Raw genomic sequence first — 14,684 nt, forward strand, 5'->3', positions numbered from 1 at the left:
CGTCCGGGCAGAAGCCCGGCCACGGTCACGCGGTCGCCCAGCAGGCTGTTAGTCGCCCGGGCCAGGCTGAAACGCGGCCCGAAACGCCGCTCCAGGCGCGGGATTACCCGTTTCTCTATTATCGGCGCGAAATCGGTCCCGCTCACCAGGCCGATCCGCCCCGCGGCCAGGCCCCGCCGCGCCAGACGGCGCAGAGCCCGGCCTACCCCCTCCAGCGCGTGCCGCACCAGGCCCACCCCGTTTTCGATCTGCGGATAGTCCTCGTACGCCTCAGCCCGGGGAAATGCCCGCCCGGCGATCAGATAGAATTCATCCGCCGCAAAGACAAACCGCGAGCCGCGCTCGCGCAGGAACCGAGCCTGGCTGCGTTGCACCAGGTCCAGGACCTCGCGCGCCAGGACCGGCTTGACCGGTGTCAGCTCAGCCAGACCCTGACGGTGCGCAGTCAGGCCGACCGGGACCAGGGCCAGCGAAAGCCCGCCCTCGCCGAGGGCGGCCAGTTCCTCAACCGTGCGCTCCAGCACCGCGCCGTCGTTATAGCCCGGGCAGACCACGGCCTGGTAGTGCAGCCGCACCCCACCGTCCAGAAGACGGCGCAGCAGGGGCAAAATTTCGGGCTTGCGGCAGCCGCCCAGCATCCGCCCGCGCACGGCCGGGTCGGTGGCGTGGACCGAGATATAGAGAGGACTCAATCCCAGGCGGATAATCCGCTCCACCTGGTCGGCGCTCAAATTCGAGCCGGTGATGAAATTACCGCGCAGAAAGCTCTGGCGGTAATCCTCATCCTTCACGTACAGCGCCGGGCGTAGCCCCCGCGGTAGCTGATCGACGAAACAGAACAGACAGCGGTTGCCGCAGCGGCGCAGGCTGTCCTCGGCCACGGCCAGGCCCAACCCGGTTCCCGGCTCGCGCTCCAGGCCCACCCGCCGCAGCGGCGTCCCCTCCAGCTCCAGCTCCAGGAAATCCTCGGCCGCCTGGTAGTAGAAATCTATGTAGTCCTCGACCGGGTTGCCGTTGATCCGCAGGATACGGTCCCCGGCAGCCAGCCCGGCGCACTCGGCGGCCGAGCCTTTTTCCACCTCGGTAATTTCGACCATTTAACCGCCCGAAAAACTTTCTTTACTATACCCCCTCGCCCCGGAGGCGTCAAGAAAAACCTCCGGGAAACCGCGGCAGAACCGCACTCGACCGGGATGACAGGGCACCGGCCGGCAATGAGCGGGCAAATTTTCGCTGGGGATCAGTCCGACAGGGGCAGATCGAGGGTCCAGAGGTCGTAATTTCCGCTGAGTGAGGAGGCGAAAATCACCCTGCGCCCGTCGGGGAAGAACCGGGGGCTGATCACCGCCCCACCGTCGCGCGTGAGCTGGCGCTCGTAGCCGTCCGCCAGACGGTGCAGCCAGAGGCTGCCGTTGCGCACAAGCACCAGATGGCTGCCGTCCGGGCTGATATCCGCATCCTCGGCCCCCGGCCCGGCCAGGCGGCTGACTGAGCCGTCCAGCAGCGAGACCTTGCAGACCACCGGCAGGCTGTCGCTGTACGAGGTGAACAGCAGGCTCCCACCGTCCGGGAACCAGCGCGGGAACAGCGGGTGCTGCTCGGGCCCCACCACTTCCTGGGGCGGCTGGCCCTCGGCGGCGTAGTCCAGCACCTTGAGGCTCAGACGGTGGCCGCGCTTGGAGCAGTAGGCCACCCGCGAATCGGTCGGCGAGCAGGCGGGCAGCCAGTCGTACCCATCACCCGCGGTCAGGCGACGGGCGTTGTTCTGGTCCTTGCCCAGGTCGAGCAGCCAGAGGTCGCGCACCCCGGCCCGCTCACTCCAGAACACCAACGTGCGGCCGTCCACGCACCAGCTCGGCGCCCAGCCTCCCTGGTAGGTGATCCGGCTCACTCCGCGCGAGGCGGTCGAGGCGGTCCAGACCTCCGGCTCCCCGCTGCGGAACGAGGTGAACGCCACCAGGGTGCCGCGCGATGAAACCTCGCCCTCCCAGTCGGCGCGCTCGGAAAGGGTGAACTGCTCGGGACGCTGGATCACGGTCAGGCGCAGGCTGTCCCGGGCGACCGCTGAATCTCCGGCCAGCGCGCGGACCGTGAGGGTCTGCACCCGGTAGGCCAGGGCCCGCACCGAAGCGTTTATGCCCTCGGACACGACTGTCCCGCCGGAGACGGACCAGACGAAGCGCAGGCCCTCGGCCGGCAGGCTTCCGCTGTACTCGGCGCGCAGGGAGAGTTCCTCCTGGCCGTAGCAGACCGTGCCGGGCCTGGGCTCGACAATGCGGAGACCGTCCGCCGCAAGGGCCGCGGAAACGAAAACAAACGCCGTCAAGGCAGCGCAGGCTGCGGTGATCTTGTCCATCTTACCTTTCCGGGGTTCAGTCGACGCGGACCGGGCTGGTTTTCCTGAGCACTTCGTGCGTCAGGTTGTAGTAGTCCTCGGCGCCGGTGGAATTGATCGCGTACTCGAAGATGGTCTGGCCGAAACTGGGAGCCTCGCGCAAACGGGTGTTGACCCGGATCACCGTGTCGAACACCTTGTTGGGGAAATGCGACACCAGCACGCGGTAGATTTCGGCCGAAAGGTTCGTGCGAACGTCGTACTGGGTGGCCAGGATGCCCAGCAGCTCGGTCTCCACCCGGGTGAAACGCTTGATCTCGCGCATCAGCTCGATGGTGTGGCGCGCGCCGTTCATGGCCAGGTAGTCCATGCTCACCGGGATGATGACCCGGTCCACCAGGGTGAGGGCGTTGATATTGATCAGGTTGCGGCTGGGGGCGCAGTCGCAGATCAGGAAATCCACGTTGCGCAGGTCGCTCAGGGAGTTGCGCAGGATGAACTCCCGCCCGTCGCGCCCGGCGATGGCCAGCTCGGTCTCGCTGAGCTTGCGTCCGCCCGAGGTGATCAGGAACAGGTTCTCCCGCACCTGGCTGACCGAGGTCTTGCCGCTGCGCAACAGGTCGGACAGGCTCTTTTCGCCCTCGATGCCGAAAACCAGCCCCAGGTCGCCGTGCGGGTCGCAGTCGATCAGGATCACCCGCTTGCCGCTCAGGGCCAAGCCATGACCCAGATTGACCGCAGTGGTGGTTTTGCCGGTGCCACCCTTGGAGGTTATGACTGCGAGCTTTATCATGGCCGCTTATCGGTCAGAGAGTTCCCGGGCTGTAAACGTCGGAATCCGTCCCCGGACTGTCCGGGCAATTGCCGCCTTCACACGCGTAGTATCAGACCCGCTTTTCCTTAATGGTGCGCAGCGCTTCCTCGATCTTGAGACTGGCCTTGGTCAGGTCCATCGTTCCGATTTTCTCCGCCCCCGGGGCCACCTCGGGAGTGACCCGGCGTTGTTTCTTGCGGTTCTGGCGTCGGCTGAACTTCTCGTACCGGTCCCGGTCCACCCCGGCCACGGGCTGCGACTCCGGGCTTTCGGAGACAAGGGTGAGCGAACGGGAGAAAAACAGGCCCTTGTCGGCGACATCCTTGACCGGCGCCGTCTTGGCACGCCGCTCGCCGGACACCGAAAGCTCCTTGGCCTGACGGTACATCAGGCTGGCACGCTCCGGCAGGCTTTTCTTATCGTAGAGGATACCCAGATTGTAGTAGACTTTGGGGTTGTCGGGCTGGCTCTTGAGCACGCTCTCGAAGCATTCGACCGCCGGGTCCACCTGGTCCAGCTTGTTGAACGCCTCCCCAAGCTGGAACAGCACGTCCGGGTCGTTGGGCTCGGCCTCCAGAGCCTTGCGGAGCATGTTCACCGCCTCGCCGTAGAGTCCGCGGCGGTAGAAAATCATGCCCAGGCCGCGCCAGCCCTGTGCCGAGCGAGGATTAACGGTGACCAGGCGACGCAGGACACGCTCGGCCTCGGAGAAACGCACCATCTCCAGACAGGTGAGTCCCGTGTGCCAGAGCGCCTGCTCGTCGTCCGGCTCTCGCTCCAGGAACTGCACCAGGCATTCGATGGCCTTGGGATACCGTCCCAGCAGATAGGAGGTTATCCCCAGGTATTTGAGCGCTCCGGGGTGACGGTTGCTCTGGACCAGGGCCTGGGCGAAACTCGCGGCGGCATCCACGTAGCGGCGGTTGGAATAGTGCTCCATCCCGGCAGCGTAGAGGCCCTCGGCCTTGCTCCCGCTGATCTGGTCCGCGCTCCCGCCGCCGGAGGCTCCGGCGTTCTGTTTTTCCTGGCTTGCCATTCTGGTCAACCCGGTATATTTTAGGCCGTTGACAAATTTAAAAAAATCTACTCAAATCGACGCAGGCTGTCAAGAAAGCTATTTCTGTTGAATTTTTTATACAAGGCTTATATTTTATATAAATTGCCCCTACAGCAGGGGCATTTTTCGCTGGACCGCTGAGCGGGCCAAACCGTCCGACCGGCAGACAGTCCAGCCCGGAGAACCCGAGCCCAGGCCCGTCCAAGCGGGTATGGCCCAACGCCTGGAACTTTGTCCGGCCGGCGGCGTAAAGACCGCCCGACAGCGCCGGCCGTCCGGCTACAATTTTTTAACACCGAGGGTACTGACGTGAGAGAGAAAATCCATCCCGACTACAAAAAGTGCATCGTCACCTGCGCTTGCGGCAACACCTACGAAACCCGCTCGACCCAGGACAAGATCACGGTGGAAATCTGCTCCGAGTGCCACCCGTTCTACACCGGCAAGCAGAAACTGGTGGACACGGCCGGCCGTGTCGAGCTTTTCCGCCGCCGCTATGCCAATGTGATGCCCAAGGGCGCCAAATGACGCAGCGCCCGAGGCGCGTGCTTCTGTTCTAAAGACTCAATTGCCCGTGTAGGGGCACGGCGCGCCGTGCCCCTACCTTTTTAATCCGGTTGCACGACCCAGGTTTTCTCATCGTGCGGGAAAGGCCGAGTCAACATGGCGAGCCGGGAAATCAAGATGGGCGGCCAGGCCGTGATCGAGGGCGTGATGATGCGCTCCGAGGACCTGTGGGCCGTGGCCGTGCGCTCGCCGGACGGTGGGATCAAGCTGCGCCGCGGGCGCTGGATCCCGGTGGCCAGGCGGCTGCCGGTTTTCAAGCTCCCTTTTCTGCGCGGTATGGTGGTGCTGATCGAAACCCTGGTGCTGGGGATCAAGGCCCTCAACTGGTCGGCCGACATTGCCACCACGGGCGAGAGCGGACGGACCGAGAGCCAGGAGAAAGGCCTCTGGTGGGGCCTGACCATGGCCGGCACCGTGGCGTTCTCCCTGCTCCTGGGCGTCGCTGCCTTTTTCTACCTGCCCCTGATGCTGACCGAATGGCTGGGGGTGAAAAACCCGGTGCTGTTCAACGTAGTGGACGGCATTTTCCGGGTGGTCCTGTTCCTGGGCTACCTGGCCGTGATCTCGCGCTGGAAGGAGATCGCACGGGTCTTCGAGTACCACGGCGCCGAGCACCAGGTGATCGCCGCCTGGGAGGACAAGAAAGAGCTGACCTGGGATAACATCCATCCCTACAGCACGTTCCACCCACGCTGCGGCACCAGTTTCATCCTGATCCTGATGCTGGTCTCGATCCTGGTGTTCATGTTCCTGGGCCGTCCGGACAACCTGGGCGAGCGCCTGGTGCGGATGCTGTTCATCCCGCTGATCGGCGGGGTGAGCTACGAGCTGATCCGTCTGAGCGGCAAGTACGCGCGCAACCCGGTGGCGCGGGCGCTGATCGCCCCCGGCCTCTGGCTGCAGCGGATCACCACCAGCACGCCCGACCAGGGCCAGGTCGAGGTGGCGGTGGCCTCGCTGCGCGCCGCCCTGGGCCTGGATGAGAGTGAGGAGCAGACGCCGAGCGCTCCCCTGGCCGCAGAAGCCTGACCCCTCCCGACGCTGTCAACCCCGGTAAACAGACAATGGACGCCAAAGTCAAGAAAATCCTGGAACGCTACGAGGAACTGGGCCGCCGGATGGCCTCACCCGAGGTGATATCCGACTCGCGCGCGCTCCAGGAGGCCGCCCGCGAGCACAGCCGGCTGGTCCCCCTGGTACAGACCTGGGAGCGCCTGGAGAAGATCCGTCACAACATCCAGGGCAACCGCCAGTTGATCGAGTCCGGCTCCGACCCGGAGCTGGCCGAGTTGGCCGAGGCCGAGCTGGAAAGCCTGGAGCAAAGCGCCGAAAAGCTGGAGCAGGAACTGAACAAGCTCCTCGTCCCGCCCGACCCGATGGACGACAAGGGCATAATCATGGAGATACGGGCCGGCACGGGCGGCGAGGAGGCCGCGCTGTTCGCCGCCGACCTGTTCCGCATGTACAGCCACTACATTGAGTCCAAAGGCTGGCGCAACGAGCTGATCTCGATGACCAGCTCCGAGCAGGGCGGGTTCAAGGAGGTAATCTTCGCGGTGAGCGGCCAGGGGGTCTACGGCCGCCTGCGCTACGAAAGCGGAGTGCACCGCGTGCAGCGCGTGCCTGCCACCGAGTCGAGCGGACGGATCCACACCTCGGCCGCCACTGTGGCCGTGCTGCCCGAAGCCGAGGAGGTGGACATCGTGATCCGGCCCGAGGACATCAAGGTGGACGTGTTCCGCTCCAGCGGCCCCGGCGGGCAGAGCGTGAACACCACCGACTCGGCCGTGCGGATCACCCATCTTCCCACCAAGCTGGTGGTGAGCTGCCAGGATGAGAAGAGCCAGCTCAAGAACAAGAACAAGGCCATGAAAGTACTGCGCAGCCGGCTGCTGGACATGAGAATCCAGGAGGCCGAGGCCGAGCGCGCCCGCGAGCGGCGCATCCAGGTGGGCACCGGTGACCGCAGCGCCAAGATACGCACCTACAACTTTCCGCAGAGCCGCCTTACCGACCACCGCATCGGCCTGACCCTGCACAGCCTGGACGATATCCTGAACGGGGAGCTGGAGCCGGTGGTCACCGCCCTGGCCGAGGCCTCCCGGGCCGAGAAGCTCCAGGGCGAAGCCTGAGACCCGTTGAGGTCCAGATAAACGCCATAGGGGGTACGGCGCGCCGTGCCCCTTTTTATTTTTTCGCTTAAAGAATGTAGATGTGGAGCTGCGCTTTTACCCGCCGCGGCCCAACGGGCCGCCCGGGGGCCGTATGTCTGAGCCAGGACAGTGGAGCGGAATTGATGGCTCCGTTCACACCGGAGTCTTTCGTAGCGTCACTGCCGGGCGGGCGATCAGCGCCAGCGCCGCCCTGCTCCATAGGCAGCGTGAACAATCCTCGTGCACACCGCTGGCATCACAACAGCCGATGCCGGGGCGAGTTTACGGCCCCCCAATGGCTTCTGGTTCTCTTGGCCGTAACCAAGAGAACAAAATAGTCTTTCGGGCACGGCGCGCCGTGCCCCTACAGCCGTTCAGGCAGTTTAAATATTATCCCCGCAACAAAAAAGCGGCCCTGCGGCCGCAAGTCAAAACCTGTCCCGGTGGAGTAACAAGTCGCCTCTTAGTGCTGGTGGCGGGCGATCTGCTGGTGGACATCCTCACGGAAACGGCGCATGAAATCCTCCAGCGGCACTTTCTGCAGGCGCTCCAGGGCCTTGGACCACTTGATCCGCACCGGGTTCAGCTCGGGGTCGCGGTCGGCGATCATGGCCTCGATCCGCGAGCGGACCGACTCCCCGGACAGCAGCATCTGACGGATCAGGTCGATCCGCTCGCGCATGGAGGCCACGAAAGCGTCCCCCACCTCCAGTATCTCGGCCCTTTTCCATCCCGGCACCCGGATACGCGCCAGCATGTCGGTCACATAGTTGACATAGAACGGCGCGAAACGCTCCAGCGGGCTGATCACATCGGTGAACGCCCCGGTGTAATCGCCCAGCACGATGTCCACGGGGATGAACTTGTCCTGGCCGAACACCAGCAGCTCGTCCCCGTCGCCGAAATACACCATCCCCGTGTCCGGGTCGACCCGACCGATAATCAGGTTGAGCGCGGCCGCGGTGCCCAGCAGCTCAGCCTGGGTCCGCACGAAACTCTCGTTCTCGTAGTAGTAGAACGACACTTTGTCCGTGGCCAGCCCGTCAATGTAGGGCCGGTTGAAAAACTCCACCGGAATGAACCCCAGGCCGGGGATATTGTCCTCCCGTTTCAGGCAGTTGACCGGAGGGGTGTTGGCCCCGAGCATGGAGAGCAGGTCGCGGCGGTCGAACGTGTACTGGAGGTAACCCTCGCACATCACCGCGGCCCGCTCCTGGCTGTAGCCGCGGTTCAGCCAGTAGAGCGTGCCGCGGCGCACCTTGCGCAGGATGCGTATCTGCTCCAGCTCCGCGCCCTGCAGCTTGAGCGTGGCGATATAGACCTCGCGGTAGCTGCCCGCGGCGCGTTTCTGGCTCTGGGAGCGCATCACCTGGCCCAGGTTGATATACTCCAGCGGGCCGTAGAAACGGAAGAAATCCTGGATCAGGCTGGCCGTGGACTCATCCGCGTGCGGGTCGGGCAGCACGCGGCCCTCCTCTATGCGGCAGCCGGGCAGCCAGCGGATGTTCATGTTGAACTCGTCGCTCACCCCGAGCATGCTCTCCTCGGTGGGCGGGATGTCGTTCAGCATGGAGTACATGTAGGTGCGCCAGGTGGGGTTCTGCGGGTCATCGCGCTGGAAAGCCGGGGCTATCGCCTGACGGAGGTTGACCAGGCAGGCCTCGAACATCTCCCAGGCCTTGCGTTTTTCCACCTCGGCCCAGCGCTGGCAGTCGGTGACACATTCGACCAGCTTCTCCAGGCGTGAGATTTCGAGCACGTCCTGGTCGGCCATGAAAAAGTCCAGCTCGCGCACGTACTGCTTGTTACGGCGTCCGTACAGGTCGAGCACCTCGCACAGACGGGCGGAGAACTCCCTGCGGTCGGTCAGCACGCCGCGGATAGCCTCGAACTGCTCGTAGGTGATCATCCGCCCGCCCGACTCCATGTTGTAGTAGTAGCGGTTGGCCGTGCCCACCGAAACCATGGCCAGACGTATCTGCGAGATTATCTCCTCGACCGTGAAATAGCGCGGGGTCATTTTCCAGCTTTCGCCCCGCAGCTTGAAAGCCTCGCGCACCAGCGGGTCGCGGCTGCCGGTGAAACGGATGATCTCGGCCGGCACGGCCTCCTCCAGCAGCTCGGCGGCGCGGAAACAGCACTCCATCCGGTCGGGCATGGAGCGGATCACCACGTGCTCGCCGCGCATCACAACCGCCACCAGGTCCTCGTAGACCTGGTCCTCCAGCTCCGGGCCAAGCGTCTCACCGCTCTCGGCGGCCAGGGCCTCCATGAACTCCAGGGCCAGGGTCACGTGAAGGCCCACGCCCACGATCATGGCTTGCCAGCGTGGGAAAATGTCGGCCATGGTGTAGCGGAAATGCCCGTCCTCGCCCTTTTCCAGCGGGTCGGGGCCGTAGACTGTGAGCTGGCGGTGCTTGGTCTTCTGCATTTTCTGTGCGTTCCGTTCCAATCAGATCGTCTCTGAAACATAATTTCTGTCGAACTATTTACTCCACCCACCCAAATATGGATCAAGCCGTAACCGATTATTCTTTCTCTTATGCGAAAACAGCCACGCCATTGGGAGCTGATGCATGAATCGACCTTGGGGATGGTTTGTACCTTTCGTAGGGGCGAGGCATGCCTCGCCCGTAAAGGCCATTCGGGGCACGGCATGCCGTGTCCCGACAAACCCACCCTTGTGTCAACGCGTTGCCCTCTTAGGACGCTCTGTCTTCCGTCGACGCTCCTATTCACTAAAATGCCACCGTCCCGTCCCGCGCTCCGGGGCAGGGACCGTGGCAAGCCGCAAGGCGGCCCGTGAGCCGACCGCCCCTATCCGCTTCAATCTACCCGCGGGCCGCGGGCCTGTCAAGCCCGCCCCCGGTGGCTCAGCCGCGCGAGAAAATGTAGTGCGAGATGCTCTGACGCTGCTCATCCGTGGCCGCGCGGGCCAGGGCCTGCTTGAAATAGTCCATCGCCCCGGCGTAGTCGCCCTCCTCCTCGGCCAGGATTCCCAGGTTGACCAAGTTGTCCGCGGCCAGGGAGTCATCCCCCAGCTTCTCGGCCAGGCCGAGCGACTTGTTGAAAAAGGCCAGCGCCTTGTCGGGACGCTCAAGCAGACGGTCGATCTCGCCGGCGTGGGTCAGGGCCAGGCAGAGGGGAACCAGGTCGCCCGCGGCGGCGTTCAGCCTGGCGCACTCGGCGAAATGGGTGTAGGCCGGCTCCAGGCTGTCCACCCGGTACTCGATCTGGGCCAGCTTGTAGAGGCCGCGGCGGCGCAGGCTGTCTTTCTCCGCCGGGCCGAGGCTCGATTTCTCCAGGCATTCCAGCAGGCGGCTGTAGCATTCGATGGCGGCCTTGTTGCTGAAACGGTCGGCGCACTGGTCCCCGGCCGACTCAAGGTAGGCCAAGGCCTTGTCCACCCGGTCTCCGCGTTCGAAATGGAACGCCAGACGGTGGTGCTCATCCTCGGGAATGCCGCCGGAGGGGAACATCTCCTCGATGCAATCTCCGGCCAGGCCGTGAAGAAGGGTCTTGTTGTAGTTGAGCAGGGTGTTGTAGCAGACCTCCTGCACCAGGGCGTTGACAAACACGTAGGCCTCGGCGGCTGCCGCTCCGCCCCCGTTGCCCCCGCGCGGGGCGATCATCCGGGCCGCGGTCAGGCGGCCCAGGCAGTTGTCCACACTGGAGCATTCCCCGCCGGTCTTGACGTGCACGCTGCGCAGAAGGTCCACGGTGAAATCCATCCCCAGCACCGAGGCCTGCAACAGAAGGTCGCGCACCGCCTCCTCCAGCTTGTCGATACGGGTCTGGACCATGCCGTGGATCGTGTCGGGCAGCTCAACCGGGGCCTCGGTGCGGTTGACCACCCAGATACGGTTCCCGGGCTGGATCTCGTCGTCCGGCACGATGAACCCGCCGTCCACCAGGGCGTAGGTGATCTCCTCGACGTAGAACGGGTTGCCGCCGCTCTTTTCATGCACCAGGCGGCCCAGGTCGGGGGTGAGGCACAGGCCGTTGAGCATGCCCTCCACCATCTCCACGCTCTCGGCCAGGCTGAGCGGGCTCAGGCGCACCTCGGAGTAGTTCTCATCCTCGCGCCAGGCCGGCGAGATCGCGTAGTCCGGGCGGAACATCCCCACGATAAGCACCCGGCGCGGCGGGTCGAGGGCCTCCATCAGGTAGTCGATCAGCTCGCGGCTCAGCTCATCCACCCAGTGAAGGTCGTCCAGCACCACGTACAGCGGGGCCTCCGGCTCGGCGAACGCCCCGGCCGCGGCCTCCAGGAACAGGCGGAACGTGCCGAAAAGGGTCTTTTTCAGCTCCTCGGCCTTGGCCGCCTTGATCCGCTCCGGCTCGCGGCTCACCCCCAGAAGGTAGGCCAGGTAGTCCTCACGCTCCAGGAACGCGGCGATCCGCTCCGGCTCGCGGTCGGACGCGGCGCGGAACCGATCGAGCAGCTCCTCCCACTTGGCGCGCACCACGGTTACGGCGTCGCCCTCCTGCACACCCATCAGGTTCTTCAGCGTGCCCACGAACACCCAGTAGGGCGCGGCGGTGTACGAGATGGTCTTGCCGCGCAGCACCAGCCCGCGTGGGCAGGGCCCGCGCGAGAGGAACTCGTGCACCATGCGGCTCTTGCCCATGCCGCCATCCGCCCGCAGGCCCACCACCGGCACGGGGCGGCGCTCGGGGCGCTCCAGCCAGTGGCTGACCACCTTTTCCAGCTCGGCCCACTCATCTGCCCGGCCCACGTACTTGCGGCTCTTGGTCAGGGAGTCGCGCTCCCAGCGCTCCACGCGCTCCTTGAGCACTCCCCGCACGCGGAACACCTTGATCGGCTTCTCCTTGCCCTTGACCATGATCGGTTCGAGGGTCTCGTAATCGAAAATGTCCCCGGCCGCGGCGCGGGTGTTGTCGGAGATCAGCAGCGTGTTCACCTGGGCCGCGTGTTCCAGACGGCTGGCGGTGTTGACCGTATCTCCCATCACCGTGAAATCGCGCTTGGCCTCGCCGCCCATCTCGCCCGCCACCACCAGGCCGGTGTTGATCCCGATCCGGCAGCCCAGCTCGATGCCTTTCTGCCTGAGGATCACGTTCACCTGGCCCAGACGGTCCAATATGCCCAGGGCCGAGCGCACCGCCCGCTCGGCATCGTCCTCGCTGGCTTTCTTGGCCCCGAACAGGGCCATGATCGCATCGCCGATGTACTTGTCCACCATGCCGCCGTAGCGCACTATCTCGCCGGTGAACACCTTGAACACGTTGTCTATGATCTGGGTCACCTCTTCCGGGTCCAGCTTCTCGCTCATCGCGGTGAAACCCTTGATGTCGAGGAACAGGACCGAGACGTTGCGGCGCTCGCCCTTTTTGAGCTTGATCGTCTCGACATGCTCTTTCTGCTGGCCGAAAAGGCGGTCCAGGTCGGAGGTCAGAAGCTGTGACCATTCATCGGCGGCCATGCGGTCTCCAGTCGGGGAATCGTACAGTTCGTGTAGGGGCGGACCCGCGTGTCCGCCCGGCTTTTATTCGTTCCAGTTCACGCTGTTGAACGAGCGGCGCACCGCGCGGCGGAAATGCGTGGCCGGCCAGCCCAGGATGAGGATCAGGACCGGCTTGCCGCCCTCCGGGATGCCGAGGCGCTTGCACAGCGCCTTGTTGCGCTGAAGGATCGGGGGCGCCCCGCCGATCATGGTGGTCCCGAGTCCCAGGGCCTCCGCGGCCAGCATGGCCTGGGTGCAGGCAATTGTGGCGTCCTCTACCGCGGCGAAAGGCGAATGGTGGAAAATGAGCAGCGCCGGGGCGCCGTAGAACACCACGTCGCGGCCCTTCTCCCAGTGCTCGATGTAGGTCCGGGCCAGGGGCAGAATGAAATCGCGGAACTGCTCGCAGGCCGCTTTGCCCAGGAACGGACGCATGAGACCTATCACCCAGGGCTTGAACATCTTGAGGAAGCCTTTGTAACCCTGGATCACCTCTCCGGCCAGCTCGCGCACCTTCTCCGCCCCGTCCACCACTGTGACGCCCACGTCCCAGGGCGGGATACCCATCGGCCCGGCGGTCCCCATGCGGATCACCCGCTCGATCAGCCCGCGCTCCACGGGACGGTCCTGGAAATAGCGCACGCTGCGGCGCGAAAGCAGCAGCGCCTCCAGGCTGTCGGCGCTGGCTTTCTGTTCCGGCGCGGGCAGGGGGAGAATGTCCTCCGGGCGCAGGCCGCGTCCGCTGACTTTCACGCTCCCCGTGGGGCAGGTCAGCATGCAGTGGCCGCAGGCGATACAGCCGAACGTGGCGGCTGTGTCCACGCACAGACAGCCCTCGCGCATGACCAGGGTTTCGGTGGGGCAGATCGCGGCGCACTGGCCGCACTGGGTGCAGGTGGCCTCATCCAGCGTGACTGTGCCCGGCTCAGGGAACAGGCTGTGCGGAACGGACATGGGAAGGCCTCCGGGGGGGGAAAACTGTATAGAAACCTAATGCTTTGCACATTGAAATTCAGGATATAAATCTTTTGCGTCTAATAATTCCGGAAAGTACTTTTTGAGTTTCTTTGTTAGTTGATCGACTTCTTTAGTGTTTCTGAATTTTTTGATTGACCCAAAAGCCAATCGTTTCGTTTGTATAACAGCGCTCAACTCTTCTATTATTCCAAGAAGGGCATAATACTTTGTGGACTCCACATACAATTCTTGAATTTTTTTTGAATAAATTTCAATTGCTTCATCTTTAGAGACTTTTGTCGATACCTTATCACCGCCTTCAACCACAGCCTTGATAAATAATCCAAGGTCATCTTGAAAAAAATCATAACTCTTTCTTTCAAACACATAAAGACTTTGGTTTGCTTTAAAGAATATATCATCACCAACAATATCGTGTAATCGATATTCGCGCCAATGAGACAAATGCGATCTCTCAGGCTCTATAAATGCATTTCTATATAGCTCAGGCCGCAAATCTTTGCCAATATTCTTATAATGTCTTAAAAGCGAATACCCCTTACAATAATTACTCATGAACGAAGCGAGAGTTTCTGATACATTTCTCGATATAACATCCAATCCATCCTCAAGATACCTCTTAGTAACCATTTCAAATTCTTTTTGCCTAAAATACGCCATTCTACCAAAGAAATATAAAAGCACAGCGGCAACTATTGGGATTGTTGGACCAATGTACGTTGCAAAAATACATTCGAATGTCACAGTAGTTTTTTCCTTATTCTACTAAACACGATCACCCACCGGGCGGCCACAGGGGGCCGCCCCTATGACAATGCCGGGCCACCTTGCACACAGCCAGCCGCCGGTTCCCCCCCTTTGGCAAAGGGGGGTTAGGGGGGATTTAATCAGACAGTCCGCCCTATCACCTCTTGTCACTGTCTGCATGCCAAACAAAGCGGAGGAGGAAAATGATTTAATATATCAAATCCCCCTCGATCCCCCTTTTTCAAAGGGGGAGGCAAAGCCACACACCCCGTCGGCTGCGCCGCCACCCCTCTTGCTTAGAGGGGATCGAAAAGCACCGCACCCCATCCACCCGCGGTAATCCTGCCTTGCCTTAGGGGCATGCCCAACTGCCGGGCGAACACAAGGTTCGCCCCTACGAAAGTCCCAGAGCATACACTGTTTTCACGTAGGGGCACGGCATGCCGTGCCCAACCTCCGGGCGGCCACAGGGGGCCGCCCCTACGCCAGCGCCGGGCAGCGAGGCACACGGCCAGCCGCCGGTTCCCCCCCTTTGGCAAAGGGGGGTTAGGGGGGATTTAACCAG

At 63.2% G+C, this 14,684-nt stretch carries 11 protein-coding genes; 3 read left to right on the plus strand and 8 right to left on the minus strand.

The features are described from left to right. The 4 genes from LLH00_14125 to LLH00_14140 all read right to left on the minus strand — a co-directional run. Positions 1–1,097, minus strand: a 1,097-nt coding sequence (locus tag LLH00_14125; GenBank protein ID MCE5272411.1) for a DUF512 domain-containing protein, incomplete at its 3' end; no start/stop codon positions are given. A 143-nt stretch (positions 1,098–1,240) separates the two neighbouring features. After that, entirely contained in the window at positions 1,241–2,356 is a 1,116-nt protein-coding gene (locus LLH00_14130) for a DPP IV N-terminal domain-containing protein (GenBank protein ID MCE5272412.1), read from the minus strand. 16 nt (positions 2,357–2,372) lie between these two features. Continuing rightward, entirely contained in the window at positions 2,373–3,128 is a 756-nt protein-coding gene (locus LLH00_14135; protein ID MCE5272413.1) for a ParA family protein, read from the minus strand. Positions 3,129–3,219: 91 nt separating this feature from the next. Further along, positions 3,220–4,185: a tetratricopeptide repeat protein gene (locus LLH00_14140; protein ID MCE5272414.1), complete on the minus strand. Its 966-nt coding sequence runs from the start codon at positions 4,183–4,185 to the stop codon at positions 3,220–3,222. Positions 4,186–4,515: 330 nt separating this feature from the next. On the opposite strand from LLH00_14140, the gene rpmE reads away from it, so the two are divergent. From rpmE to prfA, 3 genes are all read left to right on the plus strand, one after another. Next, positions 4,516–4,734: a 50S ribosomal protein L31 gene (rpmE, locus tag LLH00_14145; GenBank protein ID MCE5272415.1), complete on the plus strand. Its 219-nt coding sequence runs from the start codon at positions 4,516–4,518 to the stop codon at positions 4,732–4,734. A gap of 135 nt (positions 4,735–4,869) precedes the next feature. After that, the gene (locus LLH00_14150; GenBank protein MCE5272416.1) at positions 4,870–5,802 is read left to right on the plus strand and encodes a DUF1385 domain-containing protein; all 933 of its coding nucleotides are present in this window, start codon (positions 4,870–4,872) and stop codon (positions 5,800–5,802) included. Positions 5,803–5,837: 35 nt separating this feature from the next. After that, on the plus strand, positions 5,838–6,905 hold the full coding sequence (gene prfA, locus LLH00_14155; protein ID MCE5272417.1) for a peptide chain release factor 1: 1,068 nt from the start codon (positions 5,838–5,840) through the stop codon (positions 6,903–6,905). A 484-nt stretch (positions 6,906–7,389) separates the two neighbouring features. Here prfA and LLH00_14160 read toward each other — a convergent pair whose 3' ends face one another. From LLH00_14160 to LLH00_14175, 4 genes are all read right to left on the minus strand, one after another. Then, complete coding sequence (locus LLH00_14160) at positions 7,390–9,357, minus strand: hypothetical protein (protein MCE5272418.1); 1,968 nt, start codon at positions 9,355–9,357, stop codon at positions 7,390–7,392. Between the two features lie 442 nt (positions 9,358–9,799). Further along, positions 9,800–12,373 (minus strand): AAA family ATPase, encoded by a 2,574-nt coding sequence (locus LLH00_14165; GenBank protein ID MCE5272419.1) that lies wholly within the window; start codon positions 12,371–12,373, stop codon positions 9,800–9,802. A gap of 63 nt (positions 12,374–12,436) precedes the next feature. Beyond that, positions 12,437–13,348, minus strand: coding sequence for a nitroreductase family protein (locus tag LLH00_14170; protein MCE5272420.1), 912 nt, complete (start codon positions 13,346–13,348; stop codon positions 12,437–12,439). Between the two features lie 36 nt (positions 13,349–13,384). Next, positions 13,385–14,116: a hypothetical protein gene (locus LLH00_14175; GenBank protein ID MCE5272421.1), complete on the minus strand. Its 732-nt coding sequence runs from the start codon at positions 14,114–14,116 to the stop codon at positions 13,385–13,387. Positions 14,117–14,684: the final 568 nt, after the last annotated feature.

Source organism: bacterium (assembly GCA_021372515.1).
Lineage (GTDB): Bacteria > Gemmatimonadota > Glassbacteria > GWA2-58-10 > GWA2-58-10 > JAJFUG01.

Bases quoted from the DNA above. Each gene is read 5' to 3' on its own strand.
- LLH00_14130 (MCE5272412.1), bottom strand. From the start codon at position 2,356: ATGGACAAGATCACCGCAGCCTGCGCTGCCTTGACGGCGTTTGTTTTC.
- LLH00_14135 (MCE5272413.1), bottom strand. From the start codon at position 3,128: ATGATAAAGCTCGCAGTCATAACCTCCAAGGGTGGCACCGGCAAAACC.
- LLH00_14140 (MCE5272414.1), bottom strand. From the start codon at position 4,185: ATGGCAAGCCAGGAAAAACAGAACGCCGGAGCCTCCGGCGGCGGGAGC.
- LLH00_14150 (MCE5272416.1), top strand. From the start codon at position 4,870: ATGGCGAGCCGGGAAATCAAGATGGGCGGCCAGGCCGTGATCGAGGGC.
- prfA (MCE5272417.1), top strand. From the start codon at position 5,838: ATGGACGCCAAAGTCAAGAAAATCCTGGAACGCTACGAGGAACTGGGC.
- LLH00_14160 (MCE5272418.1), bottom strand. From the start codon at position 9,357: ATGCAGAAGACCAAGCACCGCCAGCTCACAGTCTACGGCCCCGACCCG.
- LLH00_14165 (MCE5272419.1), bottom strand. From the start codon at position 12,373: ATGGCCGCCGATGAATGGTCACAGCTTCTGACCTCCGACCTGGACCGC.
- LLH00_14170 (MCE5272420.1), bottom strand. From the start codon at position 13,348: ATGTCCGTTCCGCACAGCCTGTTCCCTGAGCCGGGCACAGTCACGCTG.